General features: G+C 58.6%; 16 protein-coding genes and 1 pseudogene. 11 read left to right on the top strand and 6 right to left on the bottom strand.

Translation table 11 applies throughout. From position 1 onward, the window contains the following. The first annotated feature begins 271 nt into the window (after positions 1 to 271). The gene (locus tag WX88_RS17360) at positions 272 to 661 is read left to right on the top strand and encodes a phosphatase PAP2 family protein (RefSeq protein WP_262489847.1); all 390 of its coding nucleotides are present in this window, start codon (positions 272 to 274) and stop codon (positions 659 to 661) included. A 13-nt stretch (positions 662 to 674) separates the two neighbouring features. On the opposite strand, the gene WX88_RS17355 is transcribed toward WX88_RS17360, so the two are convergent. Then, entirely contained in the window at positions 675 to 1196 is a 522-nt protein-coding gene (locus tag WX88_RS17355; RefSeq protein WP_046245650.1) for a GNAT family N-acetyltransferase, read from the bottom strand. Between the two features lie 594 nt (positions 1197 to 1790). Here WX88_RS17355 and WX88_RS17350 point away from each other — a divergent pair. From WX88_RS17350 to WX88_RS17335, 4 genes are all read left to right on the top strand, one after another. Further along, positions 1791 to 2855, top strand: a complete 1065-nt coding sequence (locus tag WX88_RS17350) for an NYN domain-containing protein (RefSeq protein ID WP_046245649.1) — start codon at positions 1791 to 1793, stop codon at positions 2853 to 2855. Between the two features lie 148 nt (positions 2856 to 3003). Further along, complete coding sequence (locus WX88_RS17345) at positions 3004 to 3354, top strand: hypothetical protein (protein WP_046245648.1); 351 nt, start codon at positions 3004 to 3006, stop codon at positions 3352 to 3354. A 285-nt stretch (positions 3355 to 3639) separates the two neighbouring features. After that, positions 3640 to 3981 carry a hypothetical protein gene (locus tag WX88_RS17340; protein ID WP_046245647.1) on the top strand — a complete coding sequence of 114 codons (342 nt, stop codon included), beginning with the start codon at positions 3640 to 3642 and terminating at the stop codon, positions 3979 to 3981. Positions 3982 to 4150: 169 nt separating this feature from the next. After that, complete coding sequence (locus tag WX88_RS17335; protein WP_046245646.1) at positions 4151 to 4534, top strand: hypothetical protein; 384 nt, start codon at positions 4151 to 4153, stop codon at positions 4532 to 4534. Between the two features lie 178 nt (positions 4535 to 4712). On the opposite strand, the gene ggt is transcribed toward WX88_RS17335, so the two are convergent. Further along, on the bottom strand, positions 4713 to 6464 hold the full coding sequence (gene ggt, locus WX88_RS17330) for a gamma-glutamyltransferase (protein WP_052732811.1): 1752 nt from the start codon (positions 6462 to 6464) through the stop codon (positions 4713 to 4715). 163 nt (positions 6465 to 6627) lie between these two features. Between ggt and WX88_RS17325 the strand changes: the two genes are divergently transcribed. Together WX88_RS17325 and WX88_RS17320 are read left to right on the top strand one after the other, a co-directional pair. Next, the gene (locus tag WX88_RS17325; protein ID WP_082116118.1) at positions 6628 to 8685 is read left to right on the top strand and encodes an alpha amylase C-terminal domain-containing protein; all 2058 of its coding nucleotides are present in this window, start codon (positions 6628 to 6630) and stop codon (positions 8683 to 8685) included. 188 nt (positions 8686 to 8873) lie between these two features. Beyond that, positions 8874 to 9560, top strand: a pseudogene (locus tag WX88_RS17320) (aspartate/glutamate racemase family protein); the annotation flags it as partial. Between the two features lie 79 nt (positions 9561 to 9639). On the opposite strand, the gene WX88_RS17315 reads toward WX88_RS17320, so the two are convergent. Next, a complete protein-coding gene (locus WX88_RS17315; protein WP_046245643.1) occupies positions 9640 to 11508 on the bottom strand; it encodes an alpha-amylase family glycosyl hydrolase in 1869 nt (622 codons plus the stop codon). Positions 11509 to 11582: 74 nt separating this feature from the next. Continuing rightward, positions 11583 to 12053, bottom strand: coding sequence for a DUF1905 domain-containing protein (locus WX88_RS17310; RefSeq protein ID WP_046245642.1), 471 nt, complete (start codon positions 12051 to 12053; stop codon positions 11583 to 11585). Positions 12054 to 12556: 503 nt separating this feature from the next. On the opposite strand from WX88_RS17310, the gene WX88_RS30195 reads away from it, so the two are divergent. Beyond that, positions 12557 to 12697 carry a hypothetical protein gene (locus WX88_RS30195; protein WP_156176222.1) on the top strand — a complete coding sequence of 47 codons (141 nt, stop codon included), beginning with the start codon at positions 12557 to 12559 and terminating at the stop codon, positions 12695 to 12697. Between the two features lie 119 nt (positions 12698 to 12816). On the opposite strand, the gene WX88_RS17300 is transcribed toward WX88_RS30195, so the two are convergent. Continuing rightward, positions 12817 to 14175, bottom strand: a complete 1359-nt coding sequence (locus WX88_RS17300; RefSeq protein ID WP_046245640.1) for a glycosyltransferase family 4 protein — start codon at positions 14173 to 14175, stop codon at positions 12817 to 12819. Positions 14176 to 14392: 217 nt separating this feature from the next. Here WX88_RS17300 and WX88_RS17295 point away from each other — a divergent pair, with 217 nt between their 5' ends. The 3 genes from WX88_RS17295 (at position 14393) to WX88_RS17285 (ending at position 18167) form a co-directional block, all read left to right on the top strand. Next, a complete protein-coding gene (locus tag WX88_RS17295) occupies positions 14393 to 16876 on the top strand; it encodes a glycoside hydrolase family 31 protein (protein ID WP_197076826.1) in 2484 nt (827 codons plus the stop codon). Positions 16877 to 16972: 96 nt separating this feature from the next. Further along, positions 16973 to 17368, top strand: coding sequence for a hypothetical protein (locus WX88_RS17290; RefSeq protein WP_046245639.1), 396 nt, complete (start codon positions 16973 to 16975; stop codon positions 17366 to 17368). A 205-nt stretch (positions 17369 to 17573) separates the two neighbouring features. Further along, positions 17574 to 18167, top strand: a complete 594-nt coding sequence (locus tag WX88_RS17285; protein WP_046245638.1) for a DUF4468 domain-containing protein — start codon at positions 17574 to 17576, stop codon at positions 18165 to 18167. 405 nt (positions 18168 to 18572) lie between these two features. On the opposite strand, the gene WX88_RS17280 is transcribed toward WX88_RS17285, so the two are convergent. Next, a complete protein-coding gene (locus WX88_RS17280; RefSeq protein WP_046245637.1) occupies positions 18573 to 19763 on the bottom strand; it encodes a DUF1624 domain-containing protein in 1191 nt (396 codons plus the stop codon). Between the last annotated feature and the right edge of the window lie 85 nt (positions 19764 to 19848).

Raw genomic sequence — 19848 nt, 5'->3', positions numbered from 1 at the left:
GGATCGGACAACGGTCAACTTATTTCAGGACGAGAGAGTCTTACAATATAATGCTTAGTAAGGCTTTTGCTTCATATACAGTGGATTCTTCGAAGGGTTCACTGTTGGAGTTAAACGGGCCTCACTGGCTTAGGGCGTGTTCTCAATAACGTTGGCAAGCTAGGAGTCTTAACAGGCTTACTTTCAGAATGGATGCCAACCATACGCTGCTCACCAATGACCATTGGGCACTACTGGCGCCCTTGTTGCCCGTTCCCAGGCGCTGGCTTTCGTGCTTTCGGTAGGTGGGTCGATGCTACTGACTCAGGTAATCAAGTTCTTAGTGGCGCGGCCCCGCCCGGAACTATGGGCAAGCATTCACCCGGAAACCACGTATAGTTTTCCCAGTGGGCACGCCATGGACACTGCCGCGGTGGCTACGGCCGTTGGGTTTTTGCTGTGGCAGCATCGGGCCTACTGGCTGGCCCGCCCGTTGGGGCCCGTATTCGCCCTCAATGTGGGCTGGGCACGCCTGTACCTCGGCGTGCATTATCCCTCCGACGTACTGGCCGGCTGGGCCAGTGCCGTGGGCTGGGTGATAGGAGTGCAGGTGCTGGCAACATTGGCCGTTCGCCAACCCCCGCTTAAGGATTCCATCAAAGCCAAAGCGCCGCCACAATGAGTTCTACTTACTGCTAATGAGGTTTATCTGCCTCGTACCACACGCAGCGCACGCCGTCCTCGATAAACTCATTACCCAGCTGCAAGCCTATTTTTTCCAGAATCCGACGTGAGGCTACATTGTCAATGTCGGCATAGGCGCAAATGCGCAGCAGGCCCATTATCTGAAATCCATAATCGAGCCACGCCCGAGCCGCCTCGTTGCCATAGCCTTGTCCCCAGTAGCGCGGGCTGAAGCGGTAGCCAAGGTCGTAGAAATTGTGCTGACCGTTTACGGGGCCCGACACCAGCTTCAGGCCTGCCCAGCCCATAAACTCGCCGGTGGCGCGCAGTAGCACGGCCCATCGCCCAATGCCAGTAGCCCTATACTGCGCCTGAATGAAATGAATCATTTCCAGACTCTGAGCGGGGTCGGTTAGCAGGTGCCCGCCGAGGTAGCGGTGCACGGCGGGGTCCGAATCGAGCTTAAACATGCCTGCAACATCGGCTTCGACGAAGGGGCGAAAATGGAGGCGGTCAGTATCGAAAGGCAGCATGCGGGTTAATAACGTTATTTTATTCTAATCAGCCACTGGTGCTGCTCGCCGGTTTCCGTCACGTGCACGCCCGGCGGTACCGGCTGATGCCGGTCATCGAGCCCAACTCCAAGGTGTGCGTGCCGGCCGAAGCTTCGAGGATGCCATGCGCAGACCACGCCCTTGCGCGTTGCGAATGCGCGCAGCTTCGGTGCCTCAAGAGTTGACACATCGACGTTTGAGCAGCAACACTCTGTGTCGGTTGCTCTCAAGTCGGGAACAGCTCTGAGGCTATTACAAAGTCATCAGGTTTCCTCTCTTTGGGCTTTGCGCATTAAGTCGACCGGTTTCGCTTCGTAGAGGGCGTCTCACGTGCCCCGGCCGCGCTGCATACCTTTCACTAGACAACCGCTTATCAGAATGGAAAAGCGAGAATTTACTGTAATTAAAGGCAAGAGCGTCTGACGGAAGCAAGCTACGGCCGGCGCCAGTTTAGGCACGAAGTGCGACATACCCGTAGAACATTCCTTTGTTGAGCAATGCTGGTTGGTCGGTGTAGCTCATAAACTCATTTTGGGATAATTTTCCAACTGTGGGAAATAATACCTTTGTTCTATGACGCCCAAATCCTCACCATCCTCCTACGCTGCCGTTTTTATTGACTTTGAGAATGTTTACTACTTTCTCAAAAATCATTTCCAAGACCCGCCCGACCTCAACGACTATGTGCTGGACATCATCCGCTCGCTCCGCGAAGAGTTAAGCAAAAAGGGCCTGGATTCCCTTATCAGCTACGCTTACGCCGATTTCGAGCGCTTGGCCACGGCTCCGCAAGGCGCTCTTTATCTGATGGGCGTGAGCACCCGCAACGTGCTGGGTACCGACCATAAGAACGCCGCCGACATGCAGCTCTGCATCGATGCGCTGGAGGTGATGTACACCCGGCCCGACATTGGTACTTTCGTGCTGGTGGCCGGCGACCGCGACTACATCCCCGTGCTGCAACACCTGCGCCGGCAAGCCCGGCAGGTGTTGGTGGCCGGTTTTCGCGAGTCGGTATCCGGCGACTTGCTTCAGAATATCGGCGCCGACCATTTCCTCGATGCCCGCGACCTGCTGGCGCCCGAACGGGTAGAGCAGCTCGAAAAACGCCGCACCGACCGCCTGCGCACCGTGGAGGAAGGCCGCCGCCTGCGCGAGCAAGGCCTGCCGGGCGTGCCATCGGCCGCCGCGCTGGCCGTCCGCGCCGCTACCGACTCTGATACCACCAGGATGCTTCCGCCCGGCACCGTAGTGGCAGGAAATGGGGTGCGGCCCTTCCTGCCGGCCGGCCGCCCCGCCCCGCGCCCGGCTGAGGAAGTGCCTGATTTCGCGCCCGCTCGCCGCCTCGCCCGCGACCTGGAGCGCCGCACGCTGGCCTTCATTCTACAGGAGTTCCAGAAGCTGGAGGCCAAGCAGCAGCGTCGTGTGCCCGAGCTATGGCTGGGCCCATTTATGCGTCTGCTCACCGACGAATTGCCCGAATTGCCCGACTACGAGCGCCGCGACCTCCTGAATAAGCTGCGCGACGCGGGCACCATCCGCATCGAAAAGCGCGAGGGCGAGCCGCACCCTTTTTCGGTCATCGTGGTCAACTACAACCACCCCGATGTGCAGGAGCTGCACCCCGGCGAGGAGTAAGCGAGGCGCTGCCTAACCACTGGATACTGCTAAAGTTTAGCCCGACACGCTTTTTCTTGAAAGGCCAAAATATTGTACGAATGAGAGTTAACAAGTCGGGAGGGAGCAGGTTTGTAAGGCATCGTTCCACATTTTAACCTCAAATACGATGAGTAATCCGCAATCACAGGGTAGCCAGGGCAATAGTCAGCTCGACATCACGCTTGGGGCGCTGCAAGGCGGCCTGAGCAACGCCGCTGGCGTGGCCGGCGAAAATATTGCCGGCTGGATTAAGACCCTACAAGGCAACACGCAGCTGGCCGGCATCAGCGCGGAACTGCAGAACCTGCATGATGTCCTCCGCAGTGGCGCGACCGATTCGGGAGTGCTGGCTCAGAGCCTGAGCACACTCGGCGAGCACACCACGAAGGCTGCTGCCTCAGCTACGCCCGATGCCCAGGACAAGCTCCGCGAGCTAGGCCAGACCCTCAGCTCGGCGGCCAGCCAGCTGCGCGGCTAACGAAGCCAGGCAGAGATGCCAAGGACGGCTTCTCTACAGCAAAAAGCACGTTCGAAAAGACTGTCAATCCTTGGGTTGGCAGTCTTTTTTGTTTGGGTTTCCTTCTGAGGCGAGGCTATGCTCAGCAGGCTTTTTGCGTGTCTATATTATGGTCAAAATAAGCTGTGAACCAGTGCTGGACTGATGTTAACTGTTGCCTTATTAGCATGTTAATAGGCCGTTTGCCCCAACCTTTCCCTATTAGCCTCAGTAAAGTCGAGAGTTCTTCCACCCAACTGTTTTATTATGTCCAGATTCAATCCGGCCTCTGCGGGCCCGGCCCTCGACGAGGCCATCAATGCCGTGAAAGGTGATTTAACCGCTGCTCCCGCTGCCAGTCAGCTCGATAGCTGGATGCGCCTCCTCGATGGCAATGGCACTGGTGCCCAAGGTGCTATGCTGGTAGAAATGACCAATCTGAAAAACTACATCAGCCATGGCGACATCGCTAATATCAGCCACTCGCTCCACAGCCTGGGCCAACTCACCACCAAAGCTGCTGAGGCCGACCTCGACGAAGAAATCAGCAGCAAGCTGCGCCGGCTTGGCGAAGCACTCCTCGCGGCCAGCACGACGTTAGCTGGTTAAAAAAGGCGGGTAGCGGGCGCTTGGCGTTGCGGCCGCTGCTGGTGGGCAAAGGCCTCGCAGGATTGGCTTTTTGCTTGGTTGGCTGCGTACCTTCGTGGCCACAAGTCCGGGCTTGGCGGCCCGGCCGCTTGGTCGGGCCCACCATTTTTAATTTCCTCCAATTCTCCTCATGAGCTTTATTTCCGAAGTAGAAGCCAGCATCCAAACTTTGTTTGCCGCCATCGGCAACGGCTTCCAGATGGACCCCAGCGCGGGCCACACCCAGATTGACAACTGGATTCAGCACCTGCGCTCCGTTAACCAGCCGGCGCTGCGACCCATCGTGCAGGAGTTGGAAACGCTTCGCACTCACATCAATAACAACAACGCCGCCGGCATGTCCGTTGCGTTTCAAAACCTCGGCGAACTGACCGCCCAGTCAGCCCTAACGGTGCACAACTTCAGCGGCGAAGGCGACAAAGCCCGCGAAATCAGCCAGAAACTAATCGCCGCCGCCGGCAACCTGCGCCACCTCGCCGCCGCCCCAACCGTTACAAGCTATTCGGTTAGCTAGCAAATCGCGGATTATTGCGAACAAACCCCAGAGGTTGTTCTATACAGGCAAAGCCCGAATGAGACGTTCAGTTGGACCGTCCCATTCGGGCTTCCTTCTTTTTCGTGAATTATCCACTAAAAAAGATTATCTAGCTATGCGTTATACTGGTTGTTCAGTTTCTCCCCTGAGTCCCGCGCTAATACCCAACCGCCGCGTCGTCACCGCGAGGGTCGGCGCCGCCTTCCAGCTTGCCTTCAGGCTGCACGTGGATGATGTCAAGGCGACCCCAGGGCAGGCGAGGGTTGAGGTGGTAGCCCCGGGCGCGCAGCGTATCCTGAGCCGCAGGTAGCAGGGCACCGGCTTCCACGTCGATGACATCGGGCAGCCATTGGTGATGGAGGCGTGGCGCGGTTACGGCCTGCTGGGCATTGAAGCCATAGTCAACCACTCCCAGGATAGCCTGCAAAACACTGGTAATAATAGTACTGCCGCCCGGCGAGCCCACCACGAGCGCTACCTTGCCGTTGCGGGTGAGGATGGTGGGCGTCATGCTGCTGAGCATGCGCTTGCCGGGCGCAATGGCATTGGCCGTGCCGCCCACCAGGCCATACGAGTTGGGTACCCCGGCCTTGACGCTGAAGTCATCCATCTCATTATTGAGTAGAAAGCCCGCGCCTGGGACTACCACCTTACTGCCGTAGGCGCCGTTGAGGGTGGTAGTGCAGCTCACGGCATTGCCCAGGGCGTCTACGATGCTGTAGTGGGTGGTTTCGTTGCTCTCGTAGCCGGGCAGCTTGGCCCCAGCGGTTACTTCCGTGCTGGGTGTGGCCCGGCCACGCGGGCGGAAGGAGCCTGCGCGTTGGCGGTTGTATTCCACATCAAGCAGCTTTTGCACCGGCACGTGGCCAAAATCGGGGTCGCCGAGGTAGGTAGCGCGGTCGGCGTATACGCGGCGCTCAGCTTCGGTGATGTAGTGCACGGCCAGGGGCGTGTGGTAGCCGGTCTGGGCCAGGTTCACGGGCTCCAGCATTTGCAGTATTTGTAGCAGGGCCACGCCGCCACTGCTGGGGGGCGGCATCGTGATGACGTCGTAATTGCGGTAGTGGCCGCGCAGCGGTTCGCGCCACTTGGCCCGATAGCCGTCGAGGTCGGCCTGGCTGATGAGGCCGCCGCCGCGCTTCATTTCGGCTAGCAGCAGGCGGGCGGTTTCGCCTTTGTAGAAGCCCGCCCGGCCCTGGTCGCGCACGCGGGCGAGGGTGCGGGCTAGTTCGGGCAGGCGCAGGGTGTCGCCGGTCTGCCAGTCGCCACCACCGGGGCGGAGGTATGCCGGCGAGTTACCAGGGTTATATTTTTGAAAATCAGCGCGGGCGCGGTTGAGGCCGGCGGCTTCTTTTTCAGTGAGCGGGAAGCCTTTGGCTGCCAGCGCCACCGCCGGCTGCACCAGGGCGGGCCACGAGAGCTTGCCCAGCTGCTTGTGCAGCGTGACCATGCCGGCTACGGTGCCAGGCGTGCCCACGGCCAGCGGGCCGGCGGTGCTCAGGCCAGCTACCACGTTGCCCTGCTTGTCGAGATACATGTCGCGGGTGGCGTCGGCGGGCGCGGTTTCGCGGAAGTCCAGGCTGCCGGCCGAGCCGTTGCGGTCACGGTAGAGCAGGAAGCCTCCACCGCCAATATTGCCGGCTACGGGCAGCACCACCGCCAGCGCAAATTGCACGGCCACGGCCGCATCATAGGCGTTGCCGCCGCGTTGAAGTATCAAAGTGCCTACTTTAGAGGCTTCGGAGTGGGCCGATACTACCATGGCATAATTGGCCAGGCGGGGTGCGGCGGCTTTGGGAAGCGGGGTGGCCAGTGCCTCCTCGAAGCCATGCGAAGTGGACGTAACCGGGCGCTCGGCTGAGCAGGCCAGCAATAATGCCAGCGGAAGAGTTAATAAACGATATCTCATCATCAAGCAAAATAACGCCATTATTAGCCAGATTACTACCCTGTACTTTGCTTATTGAAGGATGAACAAACTTGTCTTAAATGATAATTCGTCCTTTTTCATTCCCTATTGTTCGTCAAGCGCAACATCATTCCCCTTACTTTTGGCGTAAACCTTCCGCACCATGGCTAAGTCGAAACCTACTGCTCCTGTCGCTCCTGCCGTCCCTAAAGCCCCCCGTCGGGCTCCGTTGGCCCTTGTTGAAAACGATATCTGGCTGGTGCCTTTCGAGCCGGTGCTGCGGCAGCGCCAGGCCCGGCTGCACGCCCGACTCGCTGAAATTGAACAGTATCACGGCTCATTGCTGAATTATGCCACGGCGCACTACCAACTAGGGCTGAACTACAATGCTGGTCGCGGTGGCTACGTGTACCGCGAGTGGGCACCCGGCGCCGAAGCCCTGTTCCTAATCGGGGATTTTAATGGGTGGGACCGGCACGCCAATCCGCTTCAGCGCCTGGATTTTGGCGTTTGGGAAGCATTTTTGCCCGATGCCGAATACCATGACCGCCTCACGCATGGCAGCCGCTACAAGGTATATGTGGTAACGGCCGCTGGCGGCAAAGACCGATTGCCGGCCGCCCTGCGCCGCGCCGTGCAGGACGAGCAAACCAAGGATTTTGCCGCTCAGGTCTGGCGCCCCGAGACGCCATTTGCCTGGACCGACCAAAAGTTTAGGATGGCCACCGCGGTACCCGAACCGCTGATTTACGAAGCCCACGTGGGCATGGCCACCGAGGAAGGCCGGGTAGGTACTTACCGCGAGTTTGCCGAGAACGTCCTGCCACGCATCGAGGCCGACGGCTACAACGTGGTGCAGCTGATGGCAATAATGGAGCATCCGTACTACGGTTCCTTTGGCTACCACGTAGCCAATTTTTTTGCCGCTAGCTCGCGTTTTGGCACCCCCGAAGATCTCAAATTCCTCATCAATGAAGCCCACCAGCGCGGCATCGCCGTGCTCCTCGACATTGTGCACTCGCACGCCGTGAAAAACGAAGCCGAGGGCCTGGCCAATTTTGACGGCTCGGACAACCTCTACTTCCACAAGGGTGAGCGCGGCAATCACCCCGGCTGGGACAGCAAGCTATTCGACTACGGCCGCCCCGAAGTGCAGCAGTTCCTGCTCAGCAACCTACGCTACTGGCTCGAAGAATTCCACTTCGATGGCTTCCGCTTCGATGGCGTGACGAGCATGCTCTACCACCACCACGGCGAGGGCGTGGCTTTCATGGGCTACAATAACTATTTCGGCCCAGCGGTTGACGAGGACGCGATTCTTTACCTCCAGCTCGCCACAATGCTGGCCCACGAATTCAAGAAGAGCAGCCTGCTGATTGCCGAAGACATGAGCGGCATGCCTGGCCTGTGCCGTCCCATCAAAGAAGGCGGCATCGGCTTCGACTACCGCCTGGCCATGGGTATTCCCGACCACTGGATTAAGCTGCTCAAGCACACGGCCGACGAAAACTGGCCGCTCGGCGACATCTGGCACACCCTCTCCAACCGTCGCGCCGGCGAAAAAACCATTGCCTACGCCGAAAGCCATGACCAGGCGTTGGTAGGCGACAAAACGCTGGCCCATTGGCTGTTTGATGCGGGTATTTACACGCATATGCAGGTCAGCGACCCCGACCCCAACGCCGCCCGGGCGCAGGCCCTGCACAAGCTCATTCGCCTGCTCACGCTGGTCGTGGGTGGGGAAGGCTATCTCAATTTCATTGGCAACGAGTTCGGCCATCCCGAATGGGTTGATTTTCCCCGCGAAGGCAATGGTTGGAGCTACCATTTCGCGCGCCGCCAGTGGAGCTTGGGCGACAATCCGGACCTAAAATTCCACCAACTAGGCAATTTCGATAAGGCGATGGTATCCGTAGCACGCGAACGCCACCTGCTGGCCGCTAACCCTGCCACCCTGCTCAAGCACGACGAGAAAAATCAGGTACTGGTATTTGAGCGCGCCGGCCTGGTGTTCATCGCCAATTTCCACGTCGAAAAAAGCCTCACCGATTACCGCTTCTGGGTAGCCGAGGAAGGCAAGTACCGCGTAGTACTCTCGTCGGATAACGGCCGCTTCGGCGGCTTCGACCGACCCGATGAAAGCTACCAATATGAAACCGATGAGCACCAGTTGAGCCTCTATGTGCCCAGCCGGGTAGCGCTAGTACTGGAACGCGCATAGCGTAGTTTAGGGGTTGCTGCCGCAGTATAAGCACCCAAACCACAAGTCGATAAGGGGCCGACTTTGTAACTCGTCTTGCGTTACATTAGCTATCATGCATTGCTCCAACCAGGCTCCCACTTGAGAAGGCGCGAATTGATTTCACAAGAATTTATTGCAAGACATGAAAACAATCGGCCTTATTAGGAGGCATGAGTTGGGAGTCTTCGGCAGAGTATTACCGGCTCATTAACCAAGCCACCCGGCAGATGCTGGGTGGGCAGCATTCGGCAAAAATTCTGCTTTATAGCGTGAATTTTTATAAAATTGAGCAGTTGCAGCACGCGGGCTATTGGGAGGAAGCAGGCCAGGAGATGGCGCGTTGTGCCCAGCAGCTGGCTGCGGGTGGCGCCGATTTTATTCTGCTTTGCACCAACACAATGCATAAAGTAGCACCAGCTATTACTGAGGCGACGGCGCTGCCTTTTGTCCACATTGCCGATGCGACAGCCGCTAAAATTCAACAAATGGGCTTTCGGAAAGTCGGGTTACTGGGAACGAAGTTTACCATGGAACAAGACTTTTATAAGGGACGTCTGAAGGCAGGCTATGGCTTGGATATCGTAATTCCGAGCGAAGCTGAGCGTGTGATAGTGCACGATGTAATTTACCAGGAGCTGTGCCAGGGGCGCGTAGGAGCTGATTCAAAGCAGTCCTATCTGGCAATAATTGATAACCTGATTGCGCAAGGCGCAGAGGCAATTATCCTTGGCTGCACCGAAATCATGCTCCTGATAAAGCCGGAAGACATGCGCGTACCCATTTTCGATACAACTCGCATTCACGCGGAAGAAGCCGTAGAGCTAGCTCTTGGAGAAGTACTGTTAGGTAAGTAGAGCCTGAAATTGCAACAGGCAATAGCTCTGTATTTATAAACTACTGCCTGCTGCGTCAAACGAAAAAACAAAGCTTCTGCTACTTCAGCAACTCCAGTACCACGGCGGTTTTGGCGGGCAGCGCCACGGTGGAGATATTCTCCAGGGTTTCGCCCGTCAGCACGTTGCGGGCTTTGGTGAAGCCCGTGGTGCGCTCCGAAAAACGAGTTGTAGGTAGCGTGGCGGGCTTATCGCCAGTGTTCGAGGCGACCATAATGGTGCTAGTCGCATCGTAGCGGAAGTACACGTAAAGACCGTTCTCAGGCAGGTACTGCATCAGTTTGCCGGTGTGCAGCACTTTGTGGTCGCGGCGATAGGTGGCCAGAGTGCGCACAAAGTTGAAGGCTTCGTTTTCGCGGGCGTTGCGGCCAGCGGGCGTGAATTTATCTTTCTTGTCGCCGGGCCAGCCGCCGGGAAAGTCCTTGCGCACCTCCGCATCGGTGGGGTCCTTGAAGTTTTTCATCAGGATTTCGGTGCCGTAGTACATCGACGGAATGCCGCGGGTCGTGAGCAGCCAGGTCAGCCCCATTTTGTACTTGCTCAAATCATCGCCGATGACGGAGAGGTAGCGGTCCTGGTCGTGGTTGTCGAGCAGAGTAACGAGCTTGGTGGGGTCTTGGTACACCGCGTCCTGGGCCAGGGTTTGGTAGAAGCGGTGCACGCCGCCGTCGTAGCTGATGGGCTGCTTCAGGGCGTCGAGCATGCCGCTCTGCAGCACGAAGTCGATGCCGCCCGGCTGATTCGATTTGAAGGGAAAGCCGATGTTGTTGCGGGTATAGTAGGCTTGGTCGATTACGTTGTTCACCATCGACTCGCCGAAAATGTGGAGGCGCGGATACTCGGCCAGCAGGGCCGCGTTGCAACGGTTCATGAATGGCTGGTCGTTGTACATGTACGTATCGATGCGCCAGGCATCAATGCCGAAGTTCTCTACCGACCAGATAGCGTGCTCAATCAGGTAGTTGGCTACGTAAGGGTTTTGCTGGTTGAGGTCGGGCAGAAAGGGCACGAACCAGCCGTCGAGCGTGATTTTGCGGTCAATCTGAGCGGCGTGCGGGTCGGTGATGGGCTGGTAGCGGTAGGAAGTATTAGTGTATTCGGGCCACTCGTGCAGCCAGCTTTTCATAGGCAAATCCTGAAGTATCCAGTGCGTATTGCCCACGTGGTTGTACACGGCGTCTTGCACCACGCGTAAGCCGGCTTCGTGGGCCTGCTGCACAAAGGCTTTATAAGCCTCATTGCCGCCGAGGCGTCGGTCCACATTGTATTGGTCAGTGAAACCGTAGCCGTGGTAGGAGGCGCGCATGGTGCCACCCTCGTTGGTCAGCGGCTGGTTGTTTTCGAGCACGGGCGTAAACCAGATAGCCGTTACACCCAGGTCTTTGAGGTAGCCCAGGCGTTGGGCCGCCCCCGCTAAGTCGCCGCCATGACGGAAAAACGGGTTGCTCCGGTCCATGTTGGGGTCGCGTAGGTCGTCGAACTTGTCATTGCTCGGGTCGCCGTTGGCAAACCGGTCAGGAATGGCCAGATAAATGAAATCGGCAGCCGTCACGCCCTGGGCTTTGGGCGCCTTGTCTCGGGCACGCAACTCCCAGGCCTGCGTGACGGTCTGACCGTCTTTTTTGCCGACCAGCTGCACATTTCCCGGTTTTGCCGTGGGCGCGATGGTCAGGTCCAGAAAAGCGTAGTTAGGGTTCTCAACGGTATTGGTTTTCACCAGCTTCACGCCAGGATAGGCAATGGTGTAGGTGAGAGTGCCCGCGCCCGGCCCGTGAACCAGCAGCTGCACTTTGGGATTTTTCATACCCACCCACCAGTTGGTCGGGTTCACGCGGTCGATGCTGATGGCCTGGGCTCCAGCCATCAGGGGGAATAAGAGCACCAGCAGGAGCAGGTAGCTTTTCTTCATGGAAACGAATCTGATTGGGTGGGAAACCATGGGAGATGCGGGGGACAGAACAGTAAAAGTAGGTGGGTATCGGGCTAGCCGCGCTTGCGGCCCTGGGCCAGCATGTCCACGATTTGGCCCAGGCGGGCAGTCCGGATTTCGGGCCTCTTGGCGCCTTCGAGCCAGCGCGCGTACTCGCGCTGATGGGTGTAGGCCAGCTTGGCGAAGTAAGCGGCCGCTTTGGGGGCCGCCGCTAGTCTTTCGGCGAGGTCGGCTGGTGGTTCCATTTTACGCTCCGTCGCGTCGCGTACCAGCGTGACGCGTACCGTATCGCCCAGCGTTTTATCGATGGCGCGGCGGATTTGCTTGGGGAGGAGCAGGGCGTGGTGCCCGTCGCCGAGGGGAATGAGGTTGCCTTGGTGAGGGTAGCCGTCGAAAGTGGCCTGCACGGGCACCCGGCCCCGGGTGCCGTACGCCTCGGCTACGCTAAATGGCAACACAACAAACACCCCACCATCTACCTCGCCAGCTTCTAAAACGGCTTCAAATTCGTGTTCAGGCAGCATATCAGTGGTTAGTTTGCGGAGAGGTGAAATCGGCTTGATCCAACAAAGGAAGCCATTCCCAACCAACCTAGCCGCAGCATAAGCGCTGCGAACTGCGGGCCGATAAGTGGACCGACCTTGTAACGCGCTATCCAGCATATTCAAAGCAGCTCAATCTAGCAGTGCTGCTTCAAGGCCTGCATAGAAAAGAAGCCGGGAGTACATATACCGGCTCTGAAGCAACTACCTGCCCGCGCCGCATTTTGGTGCATCAAATGCATTCCGGCCTCTGACGCGTCAAGATTTTGCCTTGCAGCTCGACATTGCGGCTATGCTGCGAGCAGAGTTGAATAAAGGATTAAGTGCGACTCAATCAGGCTATTCGACGCTTCGCCCCAAGCCTGCGACGTTTCGGCCCCTATCTGCTTTCCACGGACCGGCAGCCTGGCCATCTTTGATTTCTTAACGGGGGCGGCGGGTGCCGTTCTTGCTCTCATTTCTCCACCTTCACCCATTATCACATCATGAAGTACTTCCTCCGTTTCCGCCGCTTCGTGCTGCCCATGTTGCTGCTCGGTGGCCTCACGCTCACCTCGTGCGACTGCGATGATGATGATGACGACCCCAAGCCCAGCAACCAGTCGGACAGCTCTGCTACCAAATAGCCGTCTTGATTGCTGCATATGAAAAGCCTCCAGCAGATTGCCGGAGGCTTTTTGCCGTCTAGCCCGTCAGTAAACCCACAGTTGCGGGATAGGTGCAAGTTGAATTGCTGGGCGGATTGCTATTGCGCAACTTCGCTCAGCACGCGTTGCACGGCATCTTCGTCGGCGGCTGGCACTACGCGTATTTCGCCGATAGTGGCGCCGTATAGCGCCTTCAGCCGGTGGCTCAGGCTTTCGTCCGGCACTAAGATGACGTGGGCCCGGCGGAGCGTCATGCGTTCGACTTCCAGGAGCCAGCCGCGCTCCGCCGGGCTGTCGAAGTCAGCGGCCAGGCCGGCCGCGTAGAGCACCAAGGGCTGGTCTGAGCTATTGCGGATTTCGAGCGCCGCCAGCCAAGCCGGCCAGTTGGGCGCGTAAATCACCCCAAAATCGGAGCGCCCCCGCACCAGCCGTACGGCTTGGCGGGCATACTGAATCATGCGGAAATTCAGCCCATCGAGCGCGGGTACCTGAAGAACGGGCGGCGGAGGAGTGGCAACGGGCTCCGGTTCCGGCGGCGTAGGGGGGAGTACGATACTGGTTGGCACTGGCGCGGGCGACTCCTCTTCGGGCGTTATGTCATCTTCGGGTGCGGACAGGTCGTTGGCCTCGGCTGGTTCCATTTCCTCCGTCGTTTCACTAAATACCGGTGGCGGAGGCGTGACAAGCAGCTCCGGTTCGGGGTCGAAACTCAAGTTGTCGGCTGGTATGGGCATTGCTAGCTCTCGGGTGGCCGGAGGAGAGTCCACCGGGGCAGTACTCAGCGCTAGCGTGCTGGTGTGTGGCAGGTCGGCCGCTTCGCGCACCGTGGAAGGGGGCAGCGCGGCGGGGCTCGGTTCTTCTATTACAACGTCATTAGGGCTGGCACCTTCGTATGGCGCGGCGGGCGCCAGCCACTGGCGGGGCTGCCCGATGCTCTTGCTGCTGGGCCACTGGCTTCGAGCAGGTGCCGGTGGCCGGAGCGCTGGGGTGCTGGCAAGTACTGTCGGGATTGATGGGAGCACGGGGATGCCAGCGGTGGGTAGCTCATCCAGGCCGATGATGCGAGACAGGCGCTGAAGTATCGTTGGGGTTTCCGGCTGTTCGGGAGCTGGGGCAGGCAGCACCCGCACGCCAGGAGTAGCTGCGGCGGCCTCGAACGGCGCTGAAGAAGCCGGCGCTTCAGTCGCTGGTTCAGTGAGTAGGGGAGCTTCTGCGGTCGGGGTTGGGGTGGGTGCCGGGGTTTCTTCCTGCGGTGGGGGCACTACGGCGCTTGCTTCCGCGGGCTCTTCTTCGTTTTGAGGTGGTAGGTGGGGGTAGACGGCTAGGATGGGCTGCTGCGCGGCAAGCTGGTACACCAGCGGCAGGGTAGGAGGTAGGGCCGCGCCGCCCAACACGGCCACGCTGGGGTCAGCATCGTCCCAGGCCAGCAGCAGTACAGAAAATTCGGGCGGAGTCATGGTAGCAAGTAGAGAACAAAATTCGGCCAGCCGGGCGCGTCATGGTGGCGTATCAGCCATCAATGCTACGCAAGCCGAACCATATATCCGTGAAAAATTCGTGAGCGGCTGGCCTGGAAAAAGTAACTTGCGTACTTAAGCCGCACGCAACCGGCCTCGCGGGTCTTTTTTTGCCCCGTTTTTCCGCGGCTTTTGCTTTCTGTTATCGAATAACTTTATGAATACCTTCATCCAGGCAAACAACTACATGGTTAACGACCTGGCGGCGCAAAGCCACCAGGAGCACTACCCCGGCGAAGTAATACGGGCCGACCAGCTCGACGGTAACCAGTTTCTTTTTAATTGTCAGAATGGCGTGCGCCTGCTGCTGCACGTGCTCAGCGATAAAATCCTGCGTTTTCGCTACCTCACTGATGGTCCGCTGCAGCCCGACTTCTCCTACGCCGTATCGGCCAACAACCGGCCGCAACTGGCACCCGAGCTGGTGGAGTTTCGCGAAAAGCCCGACCACTACCGCCTCACTACCGCTCGCCTCATCTGCATTATTCAGAAGGAAAACCTCAAAACCCGCGTACTGGACCGCTCCGGCTCCATCCTGAGCGACGATGAAAAGGGTTTCCACTGGGAATACGACTACGACACCGGCAACGACATCGTGAAGATGAGTAAGCAGGTGCCCGCCGGCGTGCACTACTACGGCCTCGGCGATAAGCCCGACAACATGAACCTGCGCGGCAAACGCTTCACCAACTGGGGCTCCGATACCTACGGCTACGTGAAGGGTTCCGATCCGCTCTACAAGAACATTCCGTTCTACCATGTGTTGCACCAGAAAATTGCCCACGGCATTTTCTTCGACAACACCTTCAAAGCCAGCTTCGACTTCGCCGCCGAGCGCGCCGATGTCACCAGCTTCTGGGCCCAGGGCGGCGAGATGAACTACTATTTCATCTACGGCCCCACCCTGATGGAGGTGACCCAGGAATACACCCTGCTCACCTGCACGCCCGAGCTGCCCCCGCTCTGGACGCTCGGCTACCACCAGTGCAAATGGAGCTACTTCCCTGAGAGCAATGTCAAGGAAATTGCCGCGGGCCTGCGCGACCGCAAGATTCCCTGCGATGCCCTGTACCTCGACATCGACTATATGGAGGGCTACCGCTGCTTCACCTGGAGCAAGCAGCACTTCCCCGAGCCCAAGCGCATGGTGAAGGAGCTGGCCGACGACGGCTTTAAAATGGTCGTCATCATCGACCCCGGTATCAAGATTGACCCCGAATACCCGGTGTACCAGGAGGGCATTGCCAACGACTACTTCTGCCGCCGCGCCGACGGCCCGCTGATGAAGGGCTCGGTGTGGCCCGGCCTCTGCAACTTCCCCGATTTCACCAACCCCGAGGTGCGCGAGTGGTGGGCCGGCCTGTTCAAGGAATTGATTCAGGACGTCGGTGTGAAAGGCGTGTGGAACGACATGAACGAGCCCGCCGTGTTCGAAAAAGGCACCTTCCCGCCCGACGTGCGCTTTCACTATGATGGCCACTGGGCCTCGCATCAGAAAGCCCACAACATCTACGGCATGCAGATGGCCCGCGCCACCAACGATGGCGTGAAGCAATTCAGCTACCCCAACCGGCCGTTCACCATCACGCGCAGCACCTACAGCGGCGGCCAGCGCTACTCCTCTGGCTGGACCGGCGATAACATCGCCTCCTGGGAGCACCTCTGGCTGGCTAATATCCAGTGTCAGCGCCTGAGTATTTCGGGCTTTAGCTTTATCGGGTCCGATATCGGCGGCTTCGTTGATACGCCCACCGGTGAGCTGTATGCCCGCTGGATTGCGCTGGGCGCCTTCCACCCGTTCTTCCGCACCCACAGCTCCGGCGACCACGGCGACCAGGAGCCCTGGAGCTTCGGCGATAGCGTCACCGACTTGGCCCGGCACTTCATCGAGCTACGCTACCGCCTGCTGCCCTACATGTACACCACGTTCTGGCAGTACGCCACGTATGGCCTGCCCATGCTGCGCCCGCTCACCTTCCTCGATCAGAACGACACCGAAACTTACCTGCGCATGGCCGAATTCGGCCTCGGCGACAACCTGCTCGTGTGCCCCATCACCCAGGCCGGCGCCGAAGGCCGCTGGATGTACCTGCCCCGCGGCGACTGGTTCTACTACTGGACCGATGCCCCCACCGCCGGCGGCAGCGAAGTCTGGGCCACCGCCGACCTCACCCGCATTCCGCTGTTTGTGAAGGCCGGCGCCGTGCTCCCCATGCAGCCCGTGCTGCAATACGTGGGCGAAAAACCAATCGAGGAACTCACCCTGCACGTGTACTACAAGAACGGCACCACCGAAAGCCTGCTCTACGACGACGGCGGTGAGGGCTACGCCTACCAGGAAGGCCAGCGCACCGTGCGCCGCTTCACCGTCACCGGCTCCTCCGCCGAACTCACCATCACCCAAGCCATCGAAGGCGACTACCAGCCCAGCTACGCCACCTACCGTGTCGTACTGCACGGCGTAGCGGGCCCCATTACTGTCACGGCCGACGGCCAAGCCGCTGAGGTGACGGAAGCTCCTTTGGAAACGGGGCTGACGCTACCCAGCCTCATCGTGCCAGTGGGCTTTGGTGAGGTGCGGGTGAGTGTGTTGCCACCCGTGGCGGAGAAGGTTGTGGCGCCTGCTACTCCCGTTGCTTAGGTTTCTTAACTAAGAAAACAGAAGAGGCGCTCCGTAGAGCGCCTCTTCTGTTTAATACAACTAAAAACTGTGTTTTAAATTGAGCAAACGATACGAATGACGTACGACGACATAAGCAAGTGCCAAGATTTCAGCGAACGTTTCCCCGGTCTTGAGTTTGATTGGTTCGCTTTGGATGCTGAGGGGAACATTGGTCTGTTCTCCACCGCTGGATTTGGACCTGTGCCTGCCAATGTACAGCTTTATTTTCGTGACCACGACCAAGCCTCACGCCACTTCGACTTATATGAACTAGCAGAATGTGGTAGGTACGGAATGTTTGTTTTTGATTGGCAGCATTGGGAAGGGCCATATTTAAAAATGGAACAGCCGTTAAGTCCTCTTGATATGGCCTTTAAGCAGCACATTCTTCAAGTTCCGGATTTACCCGTTTTCAATGTGGTCTTCGCGTCGGTAGACAGTATTGTAGTGGAGGAAAGTCATAAGCTATAAATGATTTAAAGTTCTTAGCTGGAGCTTGTCTCGGCCACGCCGCTCACATGACCGAAGTCACCTTGGAAACGGGCCTCATGCTGCCCCGCTTGGTGGGTGCTGGTGGGCTTCGGCGAGGTGCGGGTGAACGTGGTGCCGCCCGCGGCGGAGAGAGGTAATTGCTCTAGTACATTAGTTGTCTCTGTTACCTAAATACATTTTCCCAATGAAAATTCTGCTCCTCGTTGCCTTTCTTAGCTGTGCAGCCGGTAATACGATGGGGCAGGCTGCCGCCTCATTTCCCATTGATAAGGTGACGCGTCGAATATGCTACACGGCGGTGGTGCCGGCAGCCGGTGTAAGCCAGGTCGACCTGCGGGCCCGCGCCCGCGCCTGGGCAAGTAGTATAACTTCTGCTGACAAGCCGGCCATTGAAACTAATGAGCAGGACACCGAGGTGGTTATTGTGTATGGAGTGCAGCCCTTTGCCTATACATACGAAACGGCTGAAAGCACTACGCGCCTGCCCCGCCATTACACCATTAATATGGTGCTCCACTACACAGCGAAGCTTTCGTTGCGAGAGGGCCGCTACCGGTACGAGGTGACGGATTTCGTCTTGGAGCACCCCTTGGCCAAGCCCCCGTCGCCTACTCGGTGGCCGGCCGAAGACGATTTAATAAAAGCGCGTGCTCTCAATGAAGACGGTACCAATAGCCTAACAGCCGAACGCAAGAGCTTCGCAACTTCTGCTGCAAAGCTACAAGTGCAGCTACGGGAGAAGATGAATACGCCAATTATCACGTCCGAGGCAAAATAGTAGGATACATAAATTGCTTTCTACGCCACCTCGGTTGGCGTACGTTTCTGCCGTGCTGCCTCCTGCCCTCTGGCCTTGGGCTCGGATTTTGAACAACCCGCGCTAGCTTCGTATCACGCTCGCGTCTGGAGACGCGAGTTGGTAGCGAGTCCGAGACGTGCGCCAGCGGAAAACCAAAAAGGGCATCCCACCGAGCCCCTTTTTATTAAAAACCAGCCCGGTGCTACTCCTCTTTTAATAAAGAGTTGAGCCCCCTTCCGCTTTTTTGTTTTTGCTACAAACGTCTACCTAGGGCCAAGTTCACAGCCCGAATTCTCTGCCACTTTCCCAAACTCTCTACCCACAAGAAGCGGGCGGAGCAAGTCTCCGGAAGCCCATTTCAAGTTCGTCAACTGTAGAATTCGCTTACAGGTACGACAGCCACCAGTATGTGTGGTGCTGCTTAAAGCGCTGGTACCAGCGGCACGGCCAGTACAGGGCTACCACCACTACGGCCCATACCAGATAGGCCCGCCCCAGGCTGGGGACGTAGGCAGAGGGCCAGTCCCTGACGTTGGCAAACGCCAGATTCACCGCCTGACCAAAGGCCAGCGTCGTCCAAGCCCAGGCCGCGCCGCTGAGGAGCATAAAGTGCAGTAGATAATAGAAAAATGGAACCTGGCCGAAGGTGCGCAAGGTTCGACTCAGCCAGCCGGTGGCGGTTTCGGCCCAGCTGAGTACTAATAACGCCACGCCCAAGGTGAGGCACACAAAGAGCAACGACGGCGGGGACTTCGTTACGTTGACAAAGGAGAGCACCGTGTGGAGCAGGCCCTGCGGCTGCGTGCTCCAGGGTGCTGGGTCGCCGTACCAGTTCGTAGCTCGGAGCACCCCAAATAGCCCCAGCAGCCCGGCCCCGGCCCAGCGCAAGCGCCGGTTCCGCTGCGGTAGCGGCAGCTGAAACCAGGGCCCGAGCAGGTAGCCAGCCAGCAGTACCCCCAGCCACGGCCCCAGCGAGTAGGCCACCAGCACTGGCTTGCCTAGCATGGGCAGCACAAAGGGCCCGTTGTGCAGCAGCGCCCAGCCGGCGTTGGTCGCCGTCACGGGTGCCAAGTTCGGTACTAGGTTGTGGCCGGCCAGGATAAGGAATGTCAGCCCCGCCAGCAACCAACGGGGCAGCCAGACCAAGCCCGCCAGCAGCACCAAGCCCGCCCCAATGACGTAAATGACCAGCAGCAAAATCAGGTCGTGGCTCCAGGTGAGCACAAAGGTGAGGAATACCACTTCCAGCAGGATGAGCCACAGCCCCCGGGTGAGCAGGAAGCCGCTGACGGCCGCCCGATTCTGCCGCTTTTGCGCGTAGAGGTAGACGCTACAGCCCGACAACAACACGAACGTGGGCGCACAGAAATGCGTGACCCAGCGCGTGAGAAACAGCAGGACCGGGGCATTGGCAATGTCTTCGGGCCACACGGGCGTACGGCTGAAAAAATCGCGGGTGTGGTCCAGGGCCATGATGGCCATGACCAGGCCCCGCACCACGTCAAGGGCCCGCACGCGGGGCGTAGCGGCGCGAGGCGGAACACCAGGAGCCGCAACGGGAAGAATAGATAGCATCAGCGGGTGGGGGTAAGGTACGGGCTAGCGGCAGCGGTGGTCGGGCCAGCGAGCTTTCGGCGAAGATGCGATGCAATGCCGCCAG

This window comes from Hymenobacter terrenus (genome assembly GCF_000972495.1).
GTDB lineage: Bacteria > Bacteroidota > Bacteroidia > Cytophagales > Hymenobacteraceae > Hymenobacter > Hymenobacter terrenus.
The sequence above is the reverse complement of the archived record's forward strand: the minus strand, read 5'-3'. Positions and strand labels throughout refer to the sequence as shown.